This is a genomic window from Pseudomonas pergaminensis (genome assembly GCF_024112395.2).
In the GTDB taxonomy this organism is placed as follows: Bacteria; Pseudomonadota; Gammaproteobacteria; order Pseudomonadales; family Pseudomonadaceae; genus Aquipseudomonas; species Aquipseudomonas pergaminensis.
This window is the reverse complement of the sequence record NZ_CP078013.2, coordinates 1,650,390-1,675,580: the sequence shown is the minus strand read 5'-3', so window position 1 is coordinate 1,675,580 and position 25,191 is coordinate 1,650,390. Positions and strand designations below refer to the sequence as shown.

At 60.6% G+C, this 25,191-nt stretch carries 25 protein-coding genes, 1 tRNA gene and 1 pseudogene; 14 read left to right on the top strand and 13 right to left on the bottom strand.

Going from position 1 to position 25,191, the window contains the following annotated elements:
* Positions 1-61 precede the first annotated feature (61 nt).
* The 3 genes from KUA23_RS07575 to KUA23_RS07565 form a co-directional block, all read right to left on the bottom strand.
* Complete coding sequence (locus tag KUA23_RS07575; RefSeq protein WP_078047375.1) at positions 62-850, bottom strand: SDR family oxidoreductase; 789 nt, start codon at positions 848-850, stop codon at positions 62-64.
* The gene (locus KUA23_RS07570; protein WP_078047374.1) at positions 847-1,569 is read right to left on the bottom strand and encodes a GntR family transcriptional regulator; all 723 of its coding nucleotides are present in this window, start codon (positions 1,567-1,569) and stop codon (positions 847-849) included. The genes KUA23_RS07575 and KUA23_RS07570 overlap by 4 nt, the downstream gene beginning before the upstream one ends.
* A gap of 210 nt (positions 1,570-1,779) precedes the next feature.
* Positions 1,780-1,923 (bottom strand): hypothetical protein, encoded by a 144-nt coding sequence (locus KUA23_RS07565; protein ID WP_164403684.1) that lies wholly within the window; start codon positions 1,921-1,923, stop codon positions 1,780-1,782.
* Positions 1,924-2,119: 196 nt separating this feature from the next.
* Between KUA23_RS07565 and tcuC the strand changes: the two genes are divergently transcribed.
* The gene (gene tcuC / locus KUA23_RS07560) at positions 2,120-3,427 is read left to right on the top strand and encodes an MFS transporter (protein ID WP_252993667.1); all 1,308 of its coding nucleotides are present in this window, start codon (positions 2,120-2,122) and stop codon (positions 3,425-3,427) included.
* The gene (locus tag KUA23_RS07555; protein WP_100491305.1) at positions 3,424-4,182 is read left to right on the top strand and encodes a substrate-binding domain-containing protein; all 759 of its coding nucleotides are present in this window, start codon (positions 3,424-3,426) and stop codon (positions 4,180-4,182) included. The genes tcuC and KUA23_RS07555 overlap by 4 nt, the downstream gene beginning before the upstream one ends.
* On the opposite strand, the gene KUA23_RS07550 is transcribed toward KUA23_RS07555, so the two are convergent.
* A complete protein-coding gene (locus KUA23_RS07550) occupies positions 4,174-5,076 on the bottom strand; it encodes a LysR family transcriptional regulator (RefSeq protein WP_078047370.1) in 903 nt (300 codons plus the stop codon). The two genes, KUA23_RS07555 and KUA23_RS07550, sit on opposite strands and share 9 nt — an antisense overlap.
* 212 nt (positions 5,077-5,288) lie before the next feature.
* Between KUA23_RS07550 and KUA23_RS07545 the strand changes: the two genes are divergently transcribed.
* The 9 genes and pseudogenes from KUA23_RS07545 to KUA23_RS07505 all read left to right on the top strand — a co-directional run bounded on the left by KUA23_RS07545 (position 5,289) and on the right by KUA23_RS07505 (position 12,849).
* Complete coding sequence (locus KUA23_RS07545) at positions 5,289-6,140, top strand: STAS domain-containing protein (RefSeq protein WP_078047369.1); 852 nt, start codon at positions 5,289-5,291, stop codon at positions 6,138-6,140.
* A gap of 2 nt (positions 6,141-6,142) precedes the next feature.
* The gene (locus tag KUA23_RS07540; RefSeq protein ID WP_017254285.1) at positions 6,143-6,505 is read left to right on the top strand and encodes an STAS domain-containing protein; all 363 of its coding nucleotides are present in this window, start codon (positions 6,143-6,145) and stop codon (positions 6,503-6,505) included.
* Positions 6,502-6,906 carry an ATP-binding protein gene (locus tag KUA23_RS07535; RefSeq protein ID WP_078047368.1) on the top strand — a complete coding sequence of 135 codons (405 nt, stop codon included), beginning with the start codon at positions 6,502-6,504 and terminating at the stop codon, positions 6,904-6,906. The genes KUA23_RS07540 and KUA23_RS07535 overlap by 4 nt, the downstream gene beginning before the upstream one ends.
* A complete protein-coding gene (locus KUA23_RS07530; protein ID WP_252993666.1) occupies positions 6,897-7,904 on the top strand; it encodes an ATP-binding protein in 1,008 nt (335 codons plus the stop codon). The genes KUA23_RS07535 and KUA23_RS07530 overlap by 10 nt, the downstream gene beginning before the upstream one ends.
* Positions 7,897-8,760, top strand: coding sequence for a sensor histidine kinase (locus KUA23_RS07525; protein ID WP_078047367.1), 864 nt, complete (start codon positions 7,897-7,899; stop codon positions 8,758-8,760). The genes KUA23_RS07530 and KUA23_RS07525 overlap by 8 nt, the downstream gene beginning before the upstream one ends.
* Complete coding sequence (locus KUA23_RS07520) at positions 8,750-10,675, top strand: response regulator (RefSeq protein WP_100491306.1); 1,926 nt, start codon at positions 8,750-8,752, stop codon at positions 10,673-10,675. The genes KUA23_RS07525 and KUA23_RS07520 overlap by 11 nt, the downstream gene beginning before the upstream one ends.
* A 97-nt stretch (positions 10,676-10,772) precedes the next feature.
* A complete protein-coding gene (locus tag KUA23_RS07515; RefSeq protein WP_252993665.1) occupies positions 10,773-11,651 on the top strand; it encodes a hypothetical protein in 879 nt (292 codons plus the stop codon).
* A 520-nt stretch (positions 11,652-12,171) separates the two neighbouring features.
* Positions 12,172-12,471, top strand: a pseudogene (locus tag KUA23_RS07510) (type II toxin-antitoxin system HigB family toxin); the annotation flags it as partial.
* Positions 12,472-12,477: 6 nt separating this feature from the next.
* Entirely contained in the window at positions 12,478-12,849 is a 372-nt protein-coding gene (locus KUA23_RS07505; RefSeq protein WP_078050878.1) for a helix-turn-helix domain-containing protein, read from the top strand.
* 79 nt (positions 12,850-12,928) lie between these two features.
* Here the strand turns inward: KUA23_RS07505 and KUA23_RS07500 are convergent, their stop codons facing one another.
* Genes KUA23_RS07500 through KUA23_RS07490 form a run of 3 tightly spaced genes read right to left on the bottom strand, consistent with a single transcriptional unit; the run spans position 12,929 to position 16,526 of the window.
* Entirely contained in the window at positions 12,929-13,951 is a 1,023-nt protein-coding gene (locus tag KUA23_RS07500) for a histone deacetylase family protein (protein ID WP_252993664.1), read from the bottom strand.
* Positions 13,952-13,963: 12 nt separating this feature from the next.
* Positions 13,964-15,193, bottom strand: coding sequence for a Zn-dependent hydrolase (locus KUA23_RS07495; RefSeq protein ID WP_346356384.1), 1,230 nt, complete (start codon positions 15,191-15,193; stop codon positions 13,964-13,966).
* A gap of 13 nt (positions 15,194-15,206) precedes the next feature.
* On the bottom strand, positions 15,207-16,526 hold the full coding sequence (locus KUA23_RS07490; protein WP_252993663.1) for an MFS transporter: 1,320 nt from the start codon (positions 16,524-16,526) through the stop codon (positions 15,207-15,209).
* Positions 16,527-16,684: 158 nt separating this feature from the next.
* Between KUA23_RS07490 and KUA23_RS07485 the strand changes: the two genes are divergently transcribed.
* On the top strand, positions 16,685-17,623 hold the full coding sequence (locus KUA23_RS07485) for a LysR family transcriptional regulator (RefSeq protein WP_078047361.1): 939 nt from the start codon (positions 16,685-16,687) through the stop codon (positions 17,621-17,623).
* A gap of 74 nt (positions 17,624-17,697) precedes the next feature.
* On the opposite strand, the gene KUA23_RS07480 is transcribed toward KUA23_RS07485, so the two are convergent.
* Positions 17,698-17,952 (bottom strand): hypothetical protein, encoded by a 255-nt coding sequence (locus tag KUA23_RS07480; RefSeq protein WP_078047360.1) that lies wholly within the window; start codon positions 17,950-17,952, stop codon positions 17,698-17,700.
* A gap of 282 nt (positions 17,953-18,234) precedes the next feature.
* On the opposite strand from KUA23_RS07480, the gene KUA23_RS07475 reads away from it, so the two are divergent.
* Positions 18,235-19,461 (top strand): MFS transporter, encoded by a 1,227-nt coding sequence (locus KUA23_RS07475; protein ID WP_078047359.1) that lies wholly within the window; start codon positions 18,235-18,237, stop codon positions 19,459-19,461.
* A gap of 265 nt (positions 19,462-19,726) precedes the next feature.
* Here KUA23_RS07475 and deoC read toward each other — a convergent pair whose 3' ends face one another.
* Complete coding sequence (deoC, locus tag KUA23_RS07470; protein WP_252993662.1) at positions 19,727-20,410, bottom strand: deoxyribose-phosphate aldolase; 684 nt, start codon at positions 20,408-20,410, stop codon at positions 19,727-19,729.
* A 120-nt stretch (positions 20,411-20,530) separates the two neighbouring features.
* Between deoC and deoR the strand changes: the two genes are divergently transcribed.
* Positions 20,531-21,295, top strand: coding sequence for a DNA-binding transcriptional repressor DeoR (gene deoR / locus KUA23_RS07465; RefSeq protein ID WP_078047356.1), 765 nt, complete (start codon positions 20,531-20,533; stop codon positions 21,293-21,295).
* A 19-nt stretch (positions 21,296-21,314) separates the two neighbouring features.
* Here deoR and KUA23_RS07460 read toward each other — a convergent pair whose 3' ends face one another.
* The 4 genes from KUA23_RS07460 to KUA23_RS07445 all read right to left on the bottom strand — a co-directional run bounded on the left by KUA23_RS07460 (position 21,315) and on the right by KUA23_RS07445 (position 25,164).
* The gene (locus KUA23_RS07460; protein ID WP_252993661.1) at positions 21,315-22,388 is read right to left on the bottom strand and encodes an aldose 1-epimerase family protein; all 1,074 of its coding nucleotides are present in this window, start codon (positions 22,386-22,388) and stop codon (positions 21,315-21,317) included.
* On the bottom strand, positions 22,385-23,716 hold the full coding sequence (fucP, locus tag KUA23_RS07455) for an L-fucose:H+ symporter permease (RefSeq protein ID WP_252993660.1): 1,332 nt from the start codon (positions 23,714-23,716) through the stop codon (positions 22,385-22,387). The genes KUA23_RS07460 and fucP overlap by 4 nt, the downstream gene beginning before the upstream one ends.
* Positions 23,717-23,782: 66 nt before the next feature.
* Positions 23,783-24,703, bottom strand: coding sequence for a ribokinase (gene rbsK, locus KUA23_RS07450; RefSeq protein WP_252993659.1), 921 nt, complete (start codon positions 24,701-24,703; stop codon positions 23,783-23,785).
* 371 nt (positions 24,704-25,074) lie between these two features.
* A tRNA-Ser gene (locus KUA23_RS07445) sits at positions 25,075-25,164 on the bottom strand.
* Between the last annotated feature and the right edge of the window lie 27 nt (positions 25,165-25,191).

Here is a 25,191-nt window from a genome sequence, read left to right as displayed (position 1 = left end):
TCTCCGACTTTTATTCTTATGAAAAAAATCCTGGGTGCAGCGCGATGTGTTCTTCCGTGGCTTACAGGTACTCGACGTTACCGTCGACGCTGATCGCCTGGCCGGTCACGTTGCGTGCGGCGGGTGAACAGAGGAACAGCGCCATGGCTGCCACGTCTTCGGCGGTGACCATGCGTTTGAGGGAAATCTTGTTGAGGTATTCCTGGCGCATCTCGGCTTCGGGCACGCCGACCTGCTCCGCACGCGCGCGGATCACGCCGTCCATGCGCGGGCCTTCGACGATGCCGGGCAGCAAGGCATTGACGCGGATGTCGCTCTCGCCCAGCTCCGAGGCCAGGGATTTCATCAGGCCGACAATCGCCCATTTGGTCGCCGCGTAGGGCGTGCGCCACGCGTAGCCCAAGCGCCCCGCCACCGAGGCGATATGCAGCAGATGGCCGTGGGACGATTCCTTGAGCATCGGCACCGCGTGGTGGGCAAACCGGTACTGCGCGGTGAGATTGATGTTGATGGTGGCTTGCCACTCGGCGTCGCTGATCGCATCGATGCCACCAGTGGGCCCGGCGATCCCGGCGTTGTTGACCAACACATCGAGGCCGCCGAAATGCGCGCGCTGCACCTGGAACACCGCTTCGATCTGTGCGGCATCGCTGACATCGGCACGGGTGGCGACGGTGCCTGGGTATTTGTCGCGAAACGCGGCCAGGGCCGGCTCGCTTACATCACACACATGCACCTGGGCACCGGCTTCCAGATACGCCGCCGCCAACACTTCACCGATGCCGGCAGCCCCGCCGGAAATCAACACACGTAACCCAGGATAGGGCTGCAGCCGTTGTAGGACACTCATGCACGTTTACCTCCTGAAGCAGACGACCGCGCACGGTCGTTCTTGACGAGCAGGCGCGCCAGGGAATCGGCGGCCTGCATGATGTCATCGGTCACCGCCGCGCGTGCGCCAGCGCCATCACGGGCAGCCAGGGCTTCGACAATGCGCGTGTGCGCCTCCATCGAGCGTTGCAGGTGAGCTTTATCCGGGGCGACCAGCGCGAAGCACGGGCCCATGTGCAGCCAGAAGTTTTCCACGGCGGCCATGGTCAACTCGGCCTGGGCCACGGCGTAGATGCGCCGGTGAAAGGCAAAGTTGGTCCACAGGTAGCGGGACACGTCGACTTCGTCGGCGGCGTGCTGCATTTGCTGGCACAGGTCGGTGATTTCATCGAGGTCGGCCTTCTGCAAAAGCAGCACGGCTTTTTCCGCCAGGAGCCCTTCGAGGGCGACCCGTGCATCGCGAATTTCCCGCAGGCGTTCGACCGTCATCAAGCGGACGCGCAGACGCGAGGTTTCGGTGACTTCAAAGGCGTTTTCGGCGCTGAGGCGCTGCAGGGCTTCACGCACCGGCATGGGGCTGGAACCGAGGGCTTCGGCGAGGCCGCGGATGGTGAGTTTCTGGCCGGGCTGGAAACGGCCACTCATCAGGGCTTCGCGGATCTGGCGATAGACCTGGTCTTGCAAGGTATCGCGGGACACCTGGCGCAGGGTGGGCAAGAGGAGCGGACCATCTGTCATGAGGCAAAACCTGTGTTGTCGTTCTTATGGCCTCAATATGTGATCACAAATCAAATATGTCAAATAGTTTCCCAGACTGATGCGCGCGCACAACAATTGTGGGAGCGGGCTTGCCCGCGAAAGCGGTGGATCAGCCGACACATTAGTTGACTGACACACCGCATTCGCGGGCAAGCCCGCTCCCACAGTTGGGTGGTGTTGAGCTTGAGGTCAGGGCTTGAGCGGACGTTCCTGGTCGCGCTCGGACAGCTCCGTCCCGTCATCGGGATGCTTCCAGGTCTGCGGTTTTTCTTCCTCCTGCCGCCGGGGTCGCTCGCGCTCCGGTGCGTCCTGCGGTGTGTGTTGGTCAGCCATTGCCACCTCCCATCCGTAAGAATTGGTCACGTCTTCAGCATAGAACAGCCGATGCGGTTTTGGCTTAGAGCCGATTGATAGCCAATAAACATCAATCCATCCAAATTTGTCACTTATCATTTCTAAATGTGTCAGCCACTATTCCAAGTCTTAAGCGAAACAAGCACTTTAAAAAGAACGCTGGAGACACAAAACCATGACTAGCCCTACCCGGCCCGACTCTGCCCGTTCGAAAGTTGGTGCGGTATTCCGCGTGACTTCGGGCAACTTCCTCGAACAGTTCGACTTCTTCCTGTTCGGTTTTTATGCCACCTACATCGCTGCCGCGTTCTTCCCTGCCGCTAATGAGTTTGCATCATTAATGATGACCTTCGCCGTGTTCGGCGCGGGCTTCCTGATGCGTCCATTGGGCGCGATCATCCTGGGTGCCTATATCGATGACGTCGGTCGCCGCAAAGGGCTGATCGTGACCCTGTCGATCATGGCCAGCGGCACGCTGCTGATCGTGCTGGTGCCCGGTTATCACACCATTGGCCTCTGGGCACCTTTGCTGGTGCTGTTGGGCCGCCTGTTGCAGGGCTTCTCGGCCGGCGCGGAACTGGGCGGTGTGTCGGTGTACCTGTCCGAAATGGCCACCCCCGGCCGCAAAGGCTTCTACACCAGTTGGCAATCGGGCAGCCAACAGATCTCCATCGTGGTCGCCGCCGCGCTGGGTTATGGCCTGAACGTGTGGATGGAACCGGCCGTGGTAGCCGATTGGGGCTGGCGCATTCCGTTTGCCATCGGCTGCGTGATCATCCCGTTCATCTTTATCCTGCGGCGCAACCTGCAGGAAACCGAAGAGTTCGCCAACCGCAAGCATCGCCCGACCATGCGCGAAGTGATGGCGACCCTGGTGAAGAACTGGACCGTGGTCATCGGCGGCATGCTGATGGTGGCCATGACCACCACCGCGTTCTACCTGATCACCGTGTACGCGCCGACCTTCGGCAAGACCGTGCTGCAACTGAGCACCTCGGATGCCTTGCTGGTGACCTTGCTGGTGGCGGTGTCGAACTTTGTCTGGCTGCCGATCGGCGGTACGTTGAGTGACCGTTTCGGTCGCAAGCCGGTACTGATCGCCATGACCGTGCTGACCGTTCTCACAGCTTACCCAGCGCTGTCCTACGTGGTAAACGCGCCAAGCTTCGCCCATATGCTGGAAACCCTGCTGTGGTTCTCCTTCCTTTACGGCATGTATAACGGCGCGATGATCCCGGCCCTGACCGAAATCATGCCGGTGGAAGTACGCGTGGCGGGCTTCTCCCTGGCCTACAGCCTGGCGACCGCGATCTTCGGCGGCTTCACCCCGGCGATCTCGACCTGGTTTATTCACATCACCGAAGACAAGGCGTCGCCAGCCTACTGGATGATGTTCGCCGCACTGTGCGCGCTGTGCTCGACCCTCGCCTTGTATCGCCGCGCCAACGCTCGCGGGCAGGTGATGCAGGGAGCAGCGCAATGAAGGCACTGTTCAAGACCCTGACGGCCCTGGCCCTCGGCGCCCTGGCGCTGACGGCCCAGGCCGAACAGCTCAAGGTGATGACCTCTGGCGGCTTCACTGCCGCGTATAAATTGCTCGGCCCGCAGTACGCCAAGCAAAGCGGTGACAGCCTCGACACCATCCTCGGCCCGTCCATGGGCAAGGCGCCGGAAGCGATTCCCAACCGCCTGGCCCGTGGCGAACACGCCGACGTGGTGATCATGGTCGGCTACGCCCTGGATGAGCTGATCAAGCAGGGCAAGGTCGACCCAGCCTCCCGCGTGGAATTGGCAGACTCGCGCATCGGCCTGGTGGTGAAGGCCGGCGCGGCCAAGCCGGCTATCGGCACCGATGCCGAATTGAAGGCCGTCCTGAGCAATGCCAAGTCGGTGGCCTATTCGGACAGCGCCAGCGGTGTGTACGTCGAGAAAGAGCTGTTCAAGAAGCTCGGCATGCCCGCCAAGGGCACCATGATCGAACGCCTTCCGGTGGCCGAGCAGGTTGCCAAGGGTGACTACGAAGTGGGCTTGCAACAGGTGGCGGAATTGTTGCCAGTGCCAGGTGTGACTTACGTCGGCAAGATCCCGGAAGATGTGCAATCGGTAACGCGCTTTGCCGCCGGCATCCCGGTCAACGCCGAACACCCGGCGCAGGCCAAGGCGCTGCTGCGCTACCTGGCCTCGCCCGAGGCACAACCGGTGGTGCAATCCACCGGCCTGGACTCGGTGTCACGCTGAGCGGAACGGCATCTCCCGCACTAACCGCTCCAACTCCAGCGCCGCCGGCGGCAATGTCCGCCCGCGGCGTTTGATCAAGCCCACATTGCGCATCACCTGCGGCTCCACCAGGGGTACGCTCACCAGGATCGGGTGCTCCGTGGACGGCATCGCAATCGACGGCACCATCGCCACGCCCAACCCCGCCTCCACCAGCCCGATCATCGTGGTCACGTGGTGCGTCTCACAGATACTCGGCTTTTTAACCCGCACGCCGCGCAACGCCTGGTCCAACAGGAAGCGGTTGCCGGAGGTTTTGTCCACGGTGATGTAGTCGTGCTCATAGGCCTCGACCCAGGTCACGCTGTCGCGCTGGGCCAGCGGGTGGTCGCGGCGACAGGCCAGCACGTAGCGCTCTTGCAGCAGCAGTTCGAACTCCACTTCATCGGCCAGGCTGCCGCTGAAACTTACGCCAAAATCCGCCTCGCCACTCTCCACCGCATTGCACACCTCGCCGGCACTGGCATCCAGCACCCGCAGGCGAATCTTCGGGTACAGCTTGTGGAATTCGGAGATCACATGGGGCATGAAGTAATACGCGGTCGACGGCACGCAGGCGATGGTGACATTGCCCATGCGCGTGGACGCCACATTGCTGATGCCCATCAGCGCCACGTCGAGGTCATCGAGCATGCGCTCGACCTGGGGCAGGAACGCGCGGCCGACCATGGTCAGGCTGACACGCCGGGTGGTGCGTTCGAACAGCTTCACATCGAGGGCGGTCTCGAGCTTTTCGATCCGCCGGCTCAGGGCCGGTTGTGAGATACGGATGGCCTCGGCGGCGCCGCGAAAGCTGCCCTTGTCTACCACGGCGCGGAAAGCCTGGAGGTCGTTGAGGTCGAAGTTGATGATCACGGGAAAGAAGCCAGAGTCGTCGGGATGGTGGGCATTATGGTATGGGTGTCGAGGAGAGTCACTGGCCGATCAGGGGTATCAATCTATAGTTCCAGAGCGCAATCGTCGTTTCCCTGCGCCGGCTGCGAACGAGTACGTCTGAAACAATTCTAAACAGATCAAATTAGTATAAATTGCGCGATTCGCATCGATGGCATTCATGGAGGTTACCCGTGGCAACTCTGCAAACGAACACTATTCAGGCACTGCAAGACAATCAAAGCGCCCTCCTTGCCGAATGGAATGCCAGCCTCGAGACTTCGGGGGCGACGCGCAACATCAAGGGCGACGACGTCAAACAGCAAACCCAGGAGTTCCTGAACCTGCTGGCGACTGCCCTGCAACAAGGCGGCTCGCAGAACACCGACCATGAAAACTGGGCAGAAACGCGAGTATTCCTGGAAAAACTGTCCCACAGTCGCGCCCTCGCCGGCCAGGACTCGCAGCAAACCGCCAGCTTCATCTTTGCCCTCAAAGGCCCGCTGTTCGCCCTGCTGCAGCGCGTGTACACCGAGCAACCGGCGCAGCTTGCCGAACAACTGCTGAAGATTTCCGAACTGCTCGACGCGCTGGGCATGCACACCATCCGCACCTTCCAGAAGTCCCGCGAGTCGGTGATCAAGCGCCAGCAGGAAGAACTGCTGGAGCTGTCCACGCCGGTGGTCAAGCTGTGGGATGGCGTACTGGCCCTGCCGATGATCGGCACCCTGGACTCGCAACGCACCCAAGTGGTGATGGAATCGCTGCTGCAGCGCATCGTCGACACCGGTGCTGAAATCGCGATTATCGACATCACCGGCGTGCCGACCGTCGACACTCTGGTCGCCCAGCACCTGCTCAAAACCGTCACGGCCATCCGCCTGATGGGTGCCGACTGCATTATCAGCGGCGTGCGCCCGCAGATCGCCCAGACCATCGTGCACCTGGGCCTCGACCTGCAAGGTGTGGTCACCAAGGCCAACCTTGCCGATGCCCTGGCCCTCTCCCTCAAACGCCTAGGCGTCACTGTCACCAAGGCCGTCTGAGTATGGAACGCATCCCTATTTTGCAGATGGGCGAATTCCTGCTCGTGACCATCCAGGTGGACATGCACGACCAACTCGCGCTGACCTTGCAGGACGACCTGTCCGAGCGGATCAGCCGTACCTCGGCGCGGGGCGTACTCATCGATATTTCGGCGCTGGACATGGTCGACTCGTTCATCGGGCGCATGATCGGCACCATTTCGGGCCTGTCCCGCATCATGGACGCCCAGACCGTCCTGGTGGGCATGCAGCCAGCCGTGGCAATTACCCTGGTGGAACTGGGCATGACCCTGCCCGGCGTCGCCACCGCACTGAATGTGGAGCGCGGCATGAAACTGCTGCGTGACCGGGTAGAACACTCATGACCCAAGCCAGCAGTGGCACCCACCCGGTGCTGATCGAACAGGACGTCGTGCTGGCTCGACAATTGGTCCGCAAACTGGCCCAGGACTGCGGCATGCGCCTGATCGACCTGACCAAACTGGTCACGGCGGTCAGTGAGTTGGCGCGAAACACCGTGGTGTATGGCGGTGGTGGCTACATGGACTGGGCAGTGATCGAAAAAGACCACCGCCCCGGTGTACGCCTGACATTTCGCGATGAAGGGCCGGGCATTCCCGACCTGAAGCTGGCGATGACCGACGGCTGGACATCCGGCAGCGGGCTCGGCCTGGGGCTTACCGGGGCGAAGCGCCTGGTGGATGAATTTGAACTGGACACCGAGCCAGGCAAGGGTACCTGCGTGACGATCACCCGATGGGCCTGAACATTCCCAGCGCCCTCACCCACGTGTTGTTGATCGAGGATTCCAGCCAGATCGGCCATGCCCGGCGCGTGGCGCAGCGGTTCGCCGAGCAATTGGGTTTCGACGAGACCGATGCCGGCCGCGTGGCCTTGGTGGCGACTGAACTGGCCAGCAATGTCCTCAAGCACGCCGACCATGGCGCATTGCACCTGCGCGCCACGGGGAACGGAGGCGTCGAACTGATTGCCATGGACCGTGGGCAAGGCTTTGATCTGGACAGTTGCCTGGTGGACGGGTTTTCTACCGGCGGCACCCAGGGTATCGGCCTGGGCGCTATCTCACGCCTGGCCCAGGTGTTCGATGCGCATGCCGATCAGCGTGGCACAGCGATCATGGCCAGGCTGTACCCACGCGGCTCGACGACGAAAGACATTCGCTACGGGGTCAGCCAGCATTCGCTGCACGATGATCCACACTGCGGCGATGCCTGGCACTTGGCAATCGAACCCGGCCGCTTCAGCGTGATGATGGCCGACGGCCTTGGCCATGGCGAGCATGCAGAGCGCGCGGCCAGGGCCGGGGAAGACGTGTTCGCACGGTATGCCTTTGCGGATTCGACGGTGTTGATGAACGACATGCACATCTGCATGAACGGCACCCGAGGTGGCGCCATGGCCGTGGCCCAATACGATGCCCATGCCGACAACCTGCGGTTCACCGGCGTCGGCAATATCGGCGGCAGCCTGATCGGGCCGGGCAAGTCGCGCGGCCTGGCGTCCCATCCGGGGATCGTCGGGGTGCAGTTTCGCAAGGCACAACCCTTCGACTACGCTCAAGTGGCCGGCCAGTTGTTGATCCTGTACAGCGACGGCCTGCAATCACGCTGGAACCTGTCGGACTATCCGGGGCTTGTTCATCGCCATCCGGCCCTCATTGCCGCCATCCTGCACCGCGATTTTTGTCGCGGCCGGGATGACGTCACCGTCTTCGTGATTGCCCTGGAGGCCATTGATGGCTGACACCACCGCCTCGCTCACCGCTGAAATCCAACACCTTCGCCAGGAAGCGGATAACCTGCGCGCCGAATTGGACGAAACCAACCAGGGCGTGTTGGCGCTGTACGCCGAGTTGGATATGCAGGCCGATCAGCTGCGCCAGGCGTCGGACCTGAAAAGCCGCTTCCTGTCCTATATGAGCCATGAGTTCCGCACGCCGCTGGGCTCGATCCTGAGCATCACCAGCCTGCTGGCCGATGAGCTGGATGGCCCGCTGAGCCCGGAACAGCACACCCAGGTCGGTTTCATCCGCAGCTCGGCCCGCGAACTGCGCGAGATGGTCGACGACCTGCTGGACTTGGCGAAGATCGAAGCCGGGCGTATCACTATCTCCCCGGCCTGGTTCGATATGTTCGACCTGTTCTCGGCACTGCGCGGGATGTTCCGGCCGATTGTGGATGCGTCGTCCGTCGACCTGATCTTCGAAGAGCCTTCCGGCCTGCCCAAACTCTATACCGATGACAAGAAGCTGGCGCAGATCCTGCGCAACTTTATCTCCAATGCCTTGAAGTTCACGGTGCAGGGCGAAGTGCGCGTGTCGGCGCGCATGGAGAGTGACCACGAAATCCGCTTTGCCGTACAGGACACCGGCCTGGGCATACCGGGCGAGCTGCATAACAACCTGTTCGAAGACTTTTCCCAGATCGATTCCCCGTTGCAAAAACGCCTGCGCGGCACCGGCCTAGGCCTGTCCCTGTGCAAGCGTTTCGCCGAGCTGCTGGGCGGTCGCGTGGGCGTAGAAAGCACACCCGGCGTGGGCTCGCTGTTCTTTGTGATCATTCCTCTGTCCATCGCCAGCGAGAACGTCGATGAAACGTGACATTCAACTCTTGATCGTGGACGACAACGCCGCCACGCGCTACGCCCTGCGTCGGCGCCTGGAGCGCCATGATTACGCGGTGCTCGAAGCCGGCACGGGCCAGGACGGACTGGACCTGATCGCGAAGGAAAAGATTGATGCACTGATCCTCGACGTCAACCTGCCGGACATGAGCGGCTTCGATATCGTGCGGCGTTTGCGCAGCGATCCGGCCACGGCGTTGCTGCCGGTGGTGCACGTGTCGGCCGCGTCGATCGAGACCGGTGACATCATCACCGGCCTCAACGCCGGTGCCGACGCTTACCTGATCCATCCGGTCGACCCTGACGTCTTGCTGGCGACCCTGCGCACCTTGCTGCGTGTGCGCGACACCGAATACGCCCTGCGTGAAAGCGAGGCGCGCTTTCGAGAGATCTTCTTCAATATCAGTGCGCCGATCGCGGTGATGGATGCACAGCTCAAAGTGCACGAATGCAACCACGCGTTCGCCCAACTGATCCACGACAACCTCAACCCGGATGCCCTGCTCGAATGCTTCGCAGACGGCCAGCACGCGGTCATCCACGAACTGTGCCTGCGCCTGACAGCCGGTGAACGCTGGAAGGGCACGCTGCAGATGAAAGTCGACGGCGAACTGCGTGAGACCGAGTGGCAGATTTCACCCTATCGCCGTGCCGAACTGAGCCTGGTGTTTGTCGAAGATGTCACCGAACATCGCCACCGCGAGCGCCACCAGCAGGCCGAGCTGGCCAATGCCGCCAGCCAGTTGGCACGTACCGAAGCGCAACTGCTCCAGGCCCAGAAAATGGATGCCCTGGGCAAACTGACCGGCGGTATCGCCCATGACTTCAACAACCTGCTGACCGGGATCATCACCAGCCTGGAACTGATCAAGAAGCGCATCGTAAGCAACCGTACCGACAAGGTCCTGGGTTACGCCGATGCAGCACTCAGTTCAGCCCTGAGTGCCGCCGGCCTCACCAACCGTTTGCTCGCTTTCGCCCGCCAGCAGCCGCTGGACACCCGGCCGATCGATATCAATGCGCATATTCGCTCCCTGGAAGAGTTGCTGGTGCGCACCATCGGCGAACACATCGCCTTGAAACTGGAGCTGACCAACAACCCCGCCGTGGCGATGGTGGACCCGATCCAACTGGAAAGCGCGGTGCTGAACCTGGTGATCAACGCGCGGGACGCTCTGCCCCAGGGTGGCATTGTGTGGGTCACGACCTACCAGGCGTTTTCCAATGGCAACCTCAAGCTGGAAAACGGCCCCTACATCGCCCTGTCGGTCAGGGATAACGGCGTGGGCATCGAGCACAGCGTGATCGACAAGGTGTTCGACCCGTTCTTCACCACCAAGCCGGTGGGCCAGGGCACCGGCCTGGGCCTGTCGACCATCTACGGGTTTGCCCGCCAGTCCGGTGGTGATGCGCAGATCCGCAGCGTCACCCGCCAGGGCACCGAGGTGACCATCATGCTCCCCGCCGCCGATGGCCCCGCCGCCTCGACCACCAAGACATTGGCAGTGCCGGGTAACAGCAAGGGTGAACACATTCTGATCGTCGAAGACATGCCCTCCGTGCGCAGCTTCGTGGCCGAGGTGCTGGTCGACGCAGGTTACCGCTGCAGCCTGGCAGCGGACGGTGACGAAGCACAGGCCGTGCTGCAGGCCGACCCGAGCATCAACCTGCTGCTCACCGATGTCGGCCTGCCATACATGACCGGCCGCGAGCTGGCCGACCACGCACGCGCCCTGCGCCCCAACCTGCCCATTTTGTTCATGACCGGCTACGCCGAGAACGCAGCGAACCGACAGAACTTCCTGGGTGAGAGCATGGACTTGATCACCAAGCCGTTTCACATCGATGAGTTGCTGGAAAAACTCAGGCAAGGTCTGGAGCCCCAGGACTAGGCACTGATAAAGGGGACAGCGGGTTTCCCACACGTGAAGTTCTTCGACAAGCTTGGTAGGGTGGTCGGCGTTTTTTCCCGGCTACTGGCAATCATCGATGACCCTCTCTTCCAAAAAATACCCGGCACTGCGATTTGCCCTGCGCGCAGCAGGCCTGCTATGCATCGCGACCCTGGGCTTTTTTACCTGGCAAAGTTACTACCCCGTCAGTGCCGCCGACGGTTGGACGGTGCAGGTGGTGCACCGCGACGTCCAGAAAGCCGCCGCGCTGCTGCCCATGGCGGACGGCTCGCTGGTGGTCAGCCAGGAACTCGACAAGGCCAAGGGCAGCATCGTGCGCATCCACCCGGACGGCACCCGCGACGTGGTGGTGGCCAACCTGTCCAAGCCCGACGGTCTGTTTGCCACCCGTGGCGGCTGGGTCTTCAGCCAAGAGTCCGCCGCCCTGCCCGTGAGCTTCGTCAAGGACGGCGTCGTCACCGAACTCTTCCAAGGTGAGAGTGTGCAGGGCCTGTGGGATGACGGCGACTACTTGTATGCCATAGAAGACCGCAAGCCCTTCGGGCGATTGCTGCGCTATCGCTGGAGCGACCAGACCTTGAGCGTGCTGCGCGACCAGGTGGAGGAAGGCGAATCCATCGTTCGCTGTACTGACGGGCGGACGCTCTACAACGAGAAGAAGAAAGGTGTCGTGCGTGAACTCAGCGCAGACGGCAGCGACCCGGTGGTGCTGAGCCACCTCAACCAGCCGAGCTTTTTGATGTGCGATGAGCGCGGGCTGTGGGTCAATGAAGACGCCACCCATCGGGCGCGGTTGTTGCTGATTGATAAGCAAGGGCGCCAGCGGACGATTCTGTCATTCCTGAAAGCACCACAGTCGATCGTGCCGACGGGCCAGGGGACTTACTTGCTGGCCGAAGGCGGGAGAAACCGAGTGTTGGAACTGGTACCCGATAAACACACGGCATCACCGTGAAGCACGCGCCAACTTGAACCGCGCCAGTGCCTTGTACGGAGCGGGAAACGAGAAGTCATAAAAATCAGTCAGTTAGTTAGGCCATCGGCGGGCATAACTTTTCCTGACGACAATACTGAGAGCCTCGAAGCATTGCTTTCAAAGAGGTCATACATGGAAAAAGCCATACTAGCTGCGCTATCAATTTCTTGCCTGACCGGTTGCCTCGGCGCGCAGTTATCAGTTCCAGGCAACAACCATTACGTCGCAAACCATCAAAACCCACCCGCAAGAACCTGGTGCGGCATGACCCTTTGGATCGGAATACCTATCCCCCTGAAGCTCCCTGTCTGTCGCGCACGCCCCTCCCCCTCCCCACTTTACGCCTGTGGTCCTCTCATGTTCCTGGGCCCCCTCGTACATGGCTACGAAGGGAATTTCCTATGCGGAAAATTTCGTTCATAGCACCGCCGCAGTTGGAAATTATCGATATCGATACCACCCGCTTGCATAAGTCCCACCACGGGACTAGGATCGACCCATGAGAATTATTGCGATCAGCCAACTCAAAGCGTTCTGGCAAAAATACCCGGACGCGGAACAGCCACTGCTGGCTTGGATTGACGAGGCAAAGAACGCCAACTGGTCAACACCAGCAGCCATCAAAGAACAATTTCGCCATGCCAGCGTTCTCAAGAGTCGAAGAGTCGTCTTCAATATCAAGGGTCATGACTACCGGCTCGTCGCCGCCGTGGCCTACCGCTACGGCGCGCTGTATATCAAATTCATCGGCACGCATAAGCAATACGACATGATTGACGCTGATACCGTTGAAACGGAGTCACCCATGAACATTCGACCTATTCACACCGAACAGGACTACAAGGACGCGCTTAAATCTGTCTCAGCGCTATTCGACAATGAACCTGAGCCCGGCACGCCGGAAGGTGATTATTTTGATGTAATGATCACGTTGATCGAGGCGTACGAGGCGAAGCATTTTCCGGTTGACCTGCCCAACCCAGTCGACGCTATCCGTTTCCGGATGGAACAGTCAGGCCTTTCAGCCTCCGACCTGGTCCCCGCCATAGGCCGTCAGAATCGGGTTTATGAAGTGCTGAATGGAAAACGAGCACTGACCCTGCCCATGATCTGGAAACTGCATGAGATGTTTGGAATCCCGGCCCAGAGTCTGATCAGACCGGTGAAGCCTGCCTGAACAGCAAGCCAGCAGATTCTGTCACCTCACCCACCAAAGCCTGCAGAACGCTGAGTTCGGCAGGCTTTTGCGTTTCTGGCTACACCCAGGCCTGCGGCCCACTGAAAAACGCCCGCGCATTACTGTCCAGCGTCTCCAGGTGATACCCGCCCTCCTGCACGACCACACAGGGCAGTCCCAGCCCGCGAATGCTTTCGCCCAACCGCGCAAACCCTTCGCGGGTGACCGCGACTTTGCTCTGTGGGTCCAGTTCGTAGATATCAAACCCCAGCGACAGCACCAGTACGTCCGCCGAGAAGTCCTTCACCGCCGCCAGGGCCAGTTGCAGTTTTTCGAAGAACACCGCCTCGCTGGCACCGTGGGGCATGGGCAGGTTGAGGTTGAAGCCTTCACCCGTCGCGCTGCCGCGTTCTTCGGCAAAGCCGGCGACACCCGGGTAGAAGTTGGTGGGGTCACCGTGGATCGACACATACAGCACATCATCGCGGTCATAGAAAATTTCCTGGATGCCCTGGCCGTGGTGCATGTCGGTGTCGAGCACGGCGACGCGCTGAAAGCCTTCGCGCAAGGCCTGGGCAGCCACCGCTGCGTTGTTGATGTAGCAGAAACCTCCCGCTGCATCGAAGCGGGCGTGATGGCCGGGTGGACGACACAGCGCATAAGCGGCCGGGGCACCCTCGAGGACGTCCTTGGCAGCCGCAACGGCGCTCTGGGCTGACCAGTAGGCCGAGCGCCAGGTGAGTTCTCCAATGGGGCAACTGCCGTCCGCCAGGTACCGCGCGGCCTGGGCGAGGATGCCGCGCAGGGCGTTGGGCTCGCGCACGAAGATGTTGGACATGACTTCGTCGCCCCAGTCTTCGGGGACTTCCTTCCAGCGTTGGTTGGCCTCCTGGAGGAAAGCCAGGTAAGGCGCGCCATGCACGGCCAGCAGTGGATCGAGACCATGGTCCTGGGGTTGCTGGATATCGAAGCCCAGGGTTTGCGCGGCCAGCAGCAGGTTGCGGGCGCGCTCGGGGACTTCCTGTGGCGTGCGCATCTGGCCACGGGAGTAGTAGCTGCGCGGATGGTGCAGGAGTTGTTCGGGGTGGAAAAACGTTCGCATCAAAAAGTCTCCTTACTGAGCCTGGCCGGCGCGTTTCAATACGGCGTTGAGCAATACGTCGGTGCCCTGGCGCACATCCTCGGGCAGTACATCTTCGGCTTCATTGTGACTAAGGCCGCCGACGCACGGGATGAAGATCATCGCGGTCGGGCAGTAACGCGCCAGGTGGATGGCATCATGGCCGGCGCCACTGACGATGCGCTGCTGGCTATAACCCAGGGCGTCCACCGAGGTTTGCACGCAGGCGACGCACTCGGCGTCGAAGGGCGTCGCCGGGCTGATCCAGTGCGGGGTCACCGTCACGGTCAGGCCGCGTTGCTCGGCGATGGCCTGCACCTGTTGGCGCACCTGGCGCTCCATGGCGTCGATCTCACTGTCGCAATGATGACGCAGGTCGACGGTGAAACTCAGCAACCCTGGAATAGTGTTGCGCGACGATTTGGCGATGCTCAATTCGCCGACGGTGGTCAGGCCTTCCGGGGCAAAGTCCGCTGCCAGCGTTTCCAGCGCCTGGATCATTTGCGCGGCGCCATACAACGCATCTTTACGCAGCGGCATCGGCGTCGTGCCGGCGTGGGCCGCCATGCCTTCGACGCGTACATCCAGCCAGCGAATCGCCTGGCCGCCGGTGACCACGCCGATGCTCTTGGCATTGTCTTCAAGGATCGGACCTTGCTCGATGTGCGCTTCAAAATACGCATCCACCGCACTCCCCAATGGGCGTGAACCGTTGTAGCCCGTCACGCGCAATGCCTCGGCCACACTGACACCATCGGCATCGACAGTGGCCAGGGCCTTGTCCAGCGCCAGGGTGCCGGTGAACACCGCGGAGCCCAGCATGGCCGGGGTGAAACGGGCGCCCTCTTCGTTGGTCCACACGGCAAGTTCCAGGGGTTTGCGGGTCTGGATCCCTTGGTCGTCGAGGCTGCGGATCACCTCCAGGCCAGCCAGCACACCGTAGACACCATCGAAGCGCCCCCCCTCGGGCTGCGTGTCGAGGTGGCTGCCGATCATCACCGGCGCCGCGTCTTTATCCGTTCCGGCACGCCGGGCAAACAGATTGCCGATGGCGTCGACGCTCAGGGTCAACCCGGCGGTTGTGCACCAGTGGCTGAACAGTTCACGACCGGCTTTGTCTTCGGCGCTCAAGGCCAGGCGGCAACTGCCACCGCGTGCCGTAGCGCCGATCTCGGCCATGGCCATCAGGCTGGCCCACAGGCGCTCGCCGTTGATCTTCAACATTGCAGACTCTCCATCAAACGCTATGGGCCATCTCAAGACGGTGAGCGGTGGCGTGACGGCGCGACAACGCCAGTACGCACACCAGCGAGACCGCCGCGATCAAGCTGTAAAACACTGCCATCGGCCACCATTGGCCTTGGTATTCATGGGCCAGCCAGGTGCCGATCAACGGCGTGAGGCCACCGGCCAACGCGCCGCATACCTGGTACGCCAGGGAGATCGCGGTATAACGCACACGGGTTTCAAACAGGCCGCTGACAAAGCCGGCAATCACCGCGTAAAACGACGCCATGCACACCACCGCGAGGGCAATGCCGAGGATGATCAAGGGCGCCTGGCCACTGCTGACCAACACGAACATCGGGTAAGGCGACGCCATGGCCATTACCGTCATCGCGCACAGGAAGCGCGTGGCACCGACCTTCTCCGCCACCCAGGCGGCCAGGGGCTGGACGCAGAACTGAATGATGGCAACGAAGAACAGGCATTCCAGAATCAACGAGCGCGGCAAGCCCAGTTGCTGAGTGCTGTAGGCAATCATGAAGGTGTTGGTGAAATACACACCGGCAATGCCCAGGGTGTTGGCACCGATGCACAGCAGCAACGGACGCCAGGCGGTTTTCAGCACTTCGATCACTGGGGCCTGGTCTTGCTTGATCGCCCGCGCTTTTTCCGCCAGGGCTTTGTCTTCGAGAAACTCAGGCGACTCATTCACGCCCAGGCGAATCGCCAGGCCGACCACCAACAGCAAGGCACTGGCGAGGAACGGCACGCGCCAGCCCCAACTAAGCAAATCTTCTTCCGGCAGGCGGGTGACCGCACTGAAGGCAAGCAGCGACAGGATCAACCCCGCCGGGCTGCCCAACTGCGCGAAGGAGGCAAAGAAGTTACGCCGACCTTTCGGTGCATGCTCACCGGCCATCAACACCGCCCCGCCCCACTCGCCGCCGACGGCAATGCCCTGCACCACGCGCAACAGGATCAGCAGCACCGGCGCGGCGGCACCGATCTGGGCGTAGGTCGGTAGCAGACCAATGCAGACAGTGACCACCCCCATCATCACCAGGGTAATCACCAAGGACTTCTTGCGCCCGATCCGGTCACCGATGTGCCCGAACACAATGCCGCCCAACGGCCGGGCGAAGAAACCCACGGCAAAGGTGCCGAACGCGGCCATGGTGCTGAACAGTTTGTCTTCGGAGGGGAAAAACAGTTGGCCGAACACCAGCGCTGCGGCGGTGGCATAGATGTAAAAGTCGTACCACTCGATCATGGTGCCGATAAAAGCGGCGGCCGCAGCACGGCGAGGCTGGGGCGAAGCGGAAGGCTTCATGGGGCTGGCTCCTTTGTTTATTTTTTTGGCAGGAGAAAGGTCGAACGCATGCGCTCTGATGGCGCTTGTTGAGGGTGATTTTTCGTCCCGGGGCTATGATTAGTCAATTTTCTATTTATTATTCAAATTATAAATCCTGCTTATTATTGAACTGCGCCATGTCCGAAACCCGTCGCGATATTCACCCGTTGCTCAACGACCGCCTGGACTGGAACCTGCTGCGCACCTTTCGCGTGATCGGCCAGGAACTGAGCATCAGCCGTGCGGCCGCCCGCCTGCATCTGACCCAGCCAGCGATCAGCCAAGCCCTCAAGCGCCTGGAAGAACAACTCGACTGCCAGCTCATCGTCCGCCGTGGTCCACGCTTTGTACTCACTGAAGCCGGCGAGCAGATCTTTGCGATTGCCGGCGAGATGTACGGCCAGGTGTCGCAGATGAGCAATGCCCTGCAAAAACCCGGTGACGAAGTGATCGGCAAGGTGCGTTTGCTGATGATCAGCCGGATCAACTCGGACACCTTCGATGACTTCCTGGCAGGCTTTCACCGCGAGCATCCACGGGTAGACCTGGAGGTTGAGGTGATGCGCAGCTCGGACATCGTCGCCGCCCTCCTGGAGAAAACCGCGACCCTGGGTTTAAGCCTCAACCGCCGACCACAGCCACGCCTGGAGCAGCACCTGTTTTTGCGGCAGCGCTACGCGTTTTTTTGCGGGCGGCACCATCCATTGTTCGGACGCACCGGCTTGGCGGAGGGGGATTTGCAATCGGAGAACTTCGTGAGTTTCACCAGCGACCAGATTGGCGGGATGCTGTCGCCCTTGACGATTTTCCGCGATCAACAAGGGTTCAGTGGGCGGATCGTTGCATCATCTTCAAGCCTGGAGGAAGTGCGGCGCCTGGTGATTGCCGGATTTGGCCTGGGCTGTTTGCCGATCCATGTGGTGGCCGAAGACGTGAAGAACGGCCTGCTGTGGCGCCTGCCGCCAGATGAGGGGATTGCGGACGTGGATATTCATCTGCTGTGGAATCGGGAACAGAAGATGAGTCGGGCGGAAAGCATGTTTATCGACAGCCTCAGAGGACGGTTAGCCGAGTAAGGTTTTCTCTACCCTGAAAAGCCCTGTAGCTTGATTCGCCACAAGGCTTTTCTATTGATTGGCAGCGCTTTAACTCAGTGTCCTCGCTCTTTATTGGCTTGGGAAAGGACCGACGCGGCCAGCGCTTTGGTGTCTTCGCTGTATTTATCACTGCCCAGCACCTTGCCTGCTTTTTCCTCCATCTCGGCGCTTGTCTGCTTGTCAGTGCCTTTCTGCGCCAACGCTGAAGCAGCGAGGCTTTTAGCGATGGCAGAAGACGCTGAGCTGTTGAGGGTTTCCGCCGCCAACGTCGCGACCTTGCCGGAGGTTTTCTTCGTATTCTTGCTCATGACGCAATTCCTTTGCGGTGGGAGGCGCCCGATCTTGAGCGCTACCACACAGTAATAAGTTGCCGGCGGACCAGCAATGCACGGCCTGTAGGCAATGCTTGCGCAGTTCGTGTGAAAGATCACGGGGTCACGTAGTGCGGTCTAGAGCGTTGCATCGATTGCACTGATGATTACTATCGAACCGAGCGCCTGCCCGATTTTCAGTACCGGTTCCTATAATCGGCTCCAAATTCCCTTCCCTTCGCCTGGCTTCAGGCGACGTTCATCCTGGAACCCGACACCATGCCAAGTGCCAGCCAGGCCCCTAGCGGCCTTCCCGAACATAATCAACAGAGTGTCAAACAGCAGTGGTTGGCGATCCTCTCGGTTGCCGTGGGTGCTTTCGCCCTGGTGACCAGTGAGTTTCTCCCTGTGGGCGTACTCAATGACGTCGCCAGCGACCTGGGCATCAGCGCTGGCCACGCCGGCCTGATGGTGACCCTGCCTGGCATCATGGCCGCCCTCGCCGCCCCCCTGCTGTCCGTCAGCATTGGCGCCATGGACCGTCGCTACCTGCTGATCGGCCTGACGCTGATCATGATCATCGCCAACTCGGTCGTGGCCTTCGCCAGCGACTTCAGCCTGCTGCTGTTTGGCCGCGTACTGCTGGGCATCAGCATCGGTGGTTTCTGGGCGACGGCCATCGCCCTCAGCGGCCGCCTGGCCCCCAAGGGCGTCGACGTAGCCAAGGCCACCTCGATCATCATGATGGGAGTGACCCTGGCCACCGTACTGGGCGTGCCCGTCGGCACCTGGCTCAGTGGCCTGATGGGCTGGCGCATGACGTTCCTGGTCACCGCGCTGGTGGGCGTACCGGTGCTGCTGGCGCAGATCTTCCTGCTCCCCCGCCTTGATCCGGAAAAGGCGATCCGCGTCAGCGACCTGCCCGCTTTGTTTATTAATCCGCAAGCGCGGGTCGGGTTGATTGCCGTGCTGCTGATCGGCCTGGCGCACTTTGCCGCGTACACCTATGTCGCGCCGTTCTTCAAATACAGCTCCGGCTTTGATGGCCCGACGATTGGCTCACTGTTGCTGCTCTTTGGCGTGGCCGGGGTGTTCGGTAATATCTTTGCCGGTTTCGCCGCCAACCGCAGCGTACGCCACACCCTGTTGCTGGTCGCGCTGATGATCGGCACCAGCACCGCGCTGTTCCCCTACTTCGCCACCGGCATGACCGGCGCAGCGATGCTGATCGGCCTATGGGGCTTCGCCTTCGGCGCCTTCCCGGCCTGCGCCAGTATCTGGATGTTCGTGGTAGCGCCCAAGGATGTGGAGCGCGGCATGCCGCTGTTCGTTGCCCTGTTCCAGGTGATCATTGCCTTGGGTTCGTTCTTTGGCGGACGCATCGTCGATCAGATGGGTAGCGCGGTGCTGCTGAGCTTGGCCACGGCGTTGGTGGGCGCCGGGTTTGTGACAGTGCTGGTGCTGGGGCGTAAGGTGAGTAACAGCTTGGTGGCTCAGCCTGCCTGATCCAATTGCACTTACTAAAAAGCCTGCTGAGCATTGCGCCCAGCAGGCTTTTTCAGTTTCAGGGCAGCGCATCATTTGCCTGGGTTATCAACCGGGGAATTGCACCCGAGCACAGAATCAGGTTTAACCCCAACTTGGCCGTGCGGGACTGGACCTGGCTCAGGCACTGGACTACAGCACCGAAATCGGCGTGAACTATGCCGCCGAAAAAGGAGCCGAAGCTCCTTTTTTCAAACATTGCCAGACGTCGTGTGCGCTGGCGAAATCAGTAACCCGCCGCTTCCGCAGGCTTGCCACTGACAATGCTCACCCCCGAGCTGGTGCCCAGGCGGGTGGCACCGGCTTCGATCATGGCCACCGCGGTCGCGTAATCGCGCACCCCGCCCGACGCCTTGACCCCCATCTGCGGGCCGACGATACGGCGCATCAGGGCGATATCTCCAGCAGTGGCGCCATGATGGCTAAAGCCGGTCGATGTCTTGACGAAGGCCACCCCCAGTTCACGGCAGATTTCGCAGGCGCGGATCTTTTGTTCCTCGTCCAACAGGCAGGTTTCGAGGATCACTTTCAGCGGCACCGAACCGCAGGCTTGATGCACCCTGGCGATGTCGTCACGCACCGCGTCCAACAGGCCCTCGCGCAACGCGCCAATATTGAGCACCATGTCGATCTCGCCCGCACCCACGGCAATTGCCTGTTGGGCTTCGAAGGCTTTACTCTCGCTCAGCCCGGCGCCCAGCGGGAACCCGACCACCGCGCAGACCTTGACCTTTTGCCCACTGAGCAATTGGGCGGCATAAGGCACCTGGCCCGAGTTCACACAGACGGAATAGAACCCGTATTCCTGCGCTTCTTTGCATAACGCTGCGATCTGTTGCCGCGTTGCGTCGGGCGCCAGCAACGTGTGGTCGATAAACTGTGCAAGTGCTGCGGGTGTGATTGAGATCATGAAATCCGTTCCTGGTGAAGGAGCACGATGGGCGCAACTGTGAGAAAGCACGCCCAAAAGATGTGACTATAATACCAACAAATGATGTAATTACAACATAACCAGCCGACCGGAACGCCTGTGGAAAGCAAACAATCAGAACGCATCAAACTGATCCAACAAGCCCTGCAGGACCAAAAGGCGATCCACCTGCGGGAAATGGCCGCATTGCTGGAAGTCTCGGAAATGACCCTGCGCCGGGACTTGAACCGTCACCCGGACAAGTTCCACCTGCTCGGCGGGCATATCACCCTTGCCTTCGACCCGTCCGAGGCGCCTGACTACAAGGTTACGGAGCAAGGCACTCGGCATGTGGAAGAGAAACGCCGTATAGGCAAGCTCGCGGCCGCGTTTGTCAAAAGTGGCGACACGGTGTTCTTCGACTGCGGCACCACGGTGCCTTTTGTGATTGATTTCATTCCCGATGAGCTGGAGTTCACGGCGGTCTGCAATTCGCTGAACGTGCTGCTCAAGCTGCAACAGAAGCCCAACTGCACTATCGTTCTGTGTGGCGGCACCTTTCATCGCAAGAACCAAGTGTTCGACCATGCCGACGAGAGCAGCATCCTCGACAGCGTGCGTTTGACCTGGGCCTTCATTTCGGCCGCAGGTATCAGCGAGACCTTCGGTGTCACCTGCTTCAACTTCAATGAAGTGGCGGTCAAACAGAAGGTTTTGCGCCAGGCCCAGCACAGCCTGTTGCTGGCCGATCACAGCAAGTTCGACGTTGTGCGCACCGCGCATTTCGCCAGCCTTGAACAGTTCAATGTGGTGGTCTCCGACAAGAAGCTGCCCAAAGCGTACCGTGAACTGATCACCCAATATGGCGCGCAATGGGTGGTGTGACCACCCTTGCCGCACCTCATCAGCCGCCTAGCTCATCCCGCAGGCGGCGCCTTTCTTCAGCCGACAGATAGCCGGTGCTCACGCTGAACAATGCCTGTTGTCCGCCGGCCAATGAACGCACATTGCCTTTGGTTTTTTCTGCCAGGTAGCCCTCGGGTTCGCAGGTAGAAGGCAAGACAAAGGCGGCGACGCCCTGGTCAGCGTTATGCAGGACCCAGCGGGTGGCATGGGAGAACTGATCGGGCCGGTAGTGGGTGTAGAACGCCGACCCTTCGGGATGGTCCAGCAGAAAATGCGCATTGCCTGCGGTATCGGCTGGAACCTCTTCGAAGAAGCAGACGATTTCCGGATCATGCAGCGCGGGGCTGTCCAGGCTGCTCAGCCGTGAAGGGTCGCGGCTCAGCTCAGCCATGTAGGCCGCCCACTCGGGGGTTGGCTTGACGTGGGCCGGCACGCTGCTGCGTACGCGCACCCGGGCGCCGGCCAGGGGCTCGACAAAGCGCGCGCCAGGAATGTAGGCGTAGTTCATGTGGGCCATGTACATCAGTTCCATGGCCTTACCCGCGAGATTAGTGACCGCCATGCCGATATCAAATACCCCCGAGCCGGCCCGCAGGGTCAGCGTGGGTGTGGCCCGATAGTGGTCACCGAACCCCTGCACATATTCGTAATCACCACCCAGGCGCAGGTACAGGCCCGCAGCGTCTTCGCCCACTTCCAGCCAGGCTGCGTCCATTGGTGCGCAGGGCATTTCGCCGTGCAGCGGGTGGTCGTCGCTTGAGGTCGGGCAGCCATTGCGCAACAGCCCGGCGTGAAACATAAAGCATCCGTAGGTGCCAATTACCGTTGCGCTGGGCTTTGGCTGGCGGAACATATTGCGCATGGTCAACTCGCAGCCGTCGAAGGTCGCGGACCAAATCATCTGCCCCTGATAAGGCAAGGCCACCACGCGACCACGGGCATTTTCCAACGCCAGGGCCTTGACCCCACTGGGGTAGGTCCAGGCCAGCACGCGAAAATCAGCCGATTGCAGCAGGTTTTTTTCTGCCCCGCTGAATTGCTCGGGAGACAAGGCCAGGGTGAAGGTTTTCATGAGGCCACCACCGCGCCAGCCCTAGGCTGTGCGGCGCGACTGTGGCGCATGCAGGAATAGGCGTAGGCCACAATCACCACGAAACACAGCAGGGGCACGCTGTAGGCCAGTTGCATATTGCCGTGGGTGGCATCTGACAGCAGGCCTTGGAACACCGGGATCACCCCGCCGCCGACGATGCTCATCACCAGCAGCGAACCACCGACGCTGGTGTCTTCACCCAGCCCTTCAATCGTCAGGCCATAAATGGTCGGCCAGCACGGCCCGAGGAAAATGCTCACCGCGACCGCCGCGTACACTGCGCTGATATTCGGCACCAGGATGGTATAGGCAAGCAAGGCAATGGTCAGCACGCCGTAGATCGCCAGGACCTTGGCCGGGTGCAGCTTGCGCATCAATAGGTTGGCGATCATCTTGCCGACGAAATAGGCGGCAAAGGTCGTCAGCAGGAACCATGACGCGCTGCGCTCGTTCATCCCGCCCATCTGCATCGCCAGGCGAATGGTGAAGCTCCATACCCCGACCTGAGCCCCCACATACAGAAACTGCGCCAGCACACCGAAGGTAAAGCGCGGGTTGCGCGACAAGCGCGCCAGGCTCTGGCCGAGGCTGGGCTTTTTCACGTCGGCCTTGGCGTTGCCCCGGCATGCGGGGAAGCGGGTAATGGCGATCAGGATAAACATCAGCACCAGCACCGCGATCATCCATTTGTAGGGCAGCAGGGTCGACTGAATCATTTCCAACTGCTGGATGGCCGCCTCGGAGGCGCTCATTTGGGTCAACTGTTCGTGGGTGGCGTCGGTCTCCTTGAACATCACAAAGCTACCGACATACACCCCCGCCATGGCGCCGAACGGGTGGAAGGTCTGCGAGATGTTCAGACGGCGGGTGCCGGTTTCCCGTGGTCCCATCAACGTCGAATAGGTGTTGCAGGCGGTTTCGAGAAACGACAGCCCACACGCGATCACAAACAGCGCCATCAGGAACATGCCGTAGGTGGCAGTGGAGGCCGCAGGAAAGAACAGCGCGCAGCCCGCCATGTAAAGCATCAAGCCCACCAGGATCGTGCTTTTGTAGCCGAAGCGACGCACCACCATGGCCGCCGGAATCGCCACGAAAAAGTAGCCCAGGTAAAACGCCGACTGCACAAAGGCGGTCTGAAAATCGCTGAGCAAAAAGGCTTTCTTGAAGTGCGCGATCAGCACGTCATTCATGCTGGCTGCCGCCGCCCACAGGGCAAAAATACTGCACAGCAGCAAAAACGCGAACCAAGGCGTGCGGTTGAGGTAGAAACCATCGGTGGTCTGTTGGAGCGGGACTTTTGTCATTGTTATTCTCCGTGGGATATAGGGCGCACAGCCATGCTGGGATCGCCAACATCGGTGATAAACGAATCAGCGCGGGTCGAAAAACTCCGCGAACCGGGCAGCATCCGGGTAGGAACTCTGGGTACCGAGGCCGGTGACCGAACAGGCGGAATACGCCACAGCCCGAGTCATGGCCGCACGCATATCGCCCTGCTGGGTCCAGTAGTGGGCAAAGCAACCGATAAAGGCGTCACCCGCGCCGGTGGTATCCCGGGCCTCGACTTTGCGGCCAGGCACATGAAACTCACCCTCCTCGCCGACATACAGCGCGCCCTGTTCACCAAGGGTGACGATGACATGGCGAATGCCCTGGACGACCAATTCCCGCGCGGCCAGCAACGCACTCTCAGGGCCCTCGACCGGCTTGCCGGTGATCAGCGAGAGTTCGCTTTCGTTGGGGATGAAAAAGTCCAGCTGCGCCAGATGCTCGCGGCTCAAACCTGCGACCGCAGGGGCCGGGTTGAGCAACACAGGAATAACGTGGCGCTTGGCAAATTCAATGGCGTAGTAGACGGTCGCCAAGTCGATTTCCAGCTGCAAGACGATGAGTACGCATTCGCGCAAAGCCGCTTGTGCGGCGTCGATATCGGCCGGCTTCAAATGCGCGTTGGCGCCCTTGACGATCAGAATGCTGTTGTGGGAATCGCTCTGCACAAAGATCGGCGCCACGCCGCTGGACACCCCTGGCACCCGCGTGACGTAACGCGAGTCGATGGCATGGCGCTGAAAATTGGCCAACGTGTTATCGGCAAACATGTCATCGCCCAACTTGGTCAGCATCAACACCTCGCTGCCAAGCTTGGCCGCCGCCACCGCCTGGTTCGCCCCCTTGCCGCCACACCCCATGGCAAAGCCCGGGGCTTCTAGGGTCTCGCCCTGGCGGGGCATTCGGTCGATATAGGTAACCAAATCCACCATATTGCTACCGATGACCGCGATCTTATTCATGGATATCTTTACCTTGTGCACGGGGTGGCAGGCACCACAGCGTAATTATTTTTGTTATTTAAATAACATTTTATGTGACTATTCAACCTATTTTTTTGAATGCGCGCACATTGAACGGATGCGCGGGCGAGGGAAAGCGCGAGTACCGCACGCGGCGAGACCGTGGGAAGGTCACTCGGTTGGTTAGCAGGGTTGGCAGAACGTGTAAAAAACCCAGTGCGTTCGCCTGGCTTAAAGATAAAAAACCAGCAACCAAGCGAAAGGCGCTTAGGGGACTAGATCACGGGGGAATTCAGGAGGGGATCAATGAAGGAACAGAAACCGCAGAATGCAAAAAGGCCCCGTAAAAACGGGGCCTTTTTGTACTGATATGGCGGAGAGATAGGGATTCGAACCCTAGGTACCGGTGAAGGTACAACGGATTTCGAATCCGTCCCATTCGGCCACTCTGGCATCTCTCCAACGGCGCGCATCATAACAGCATGATT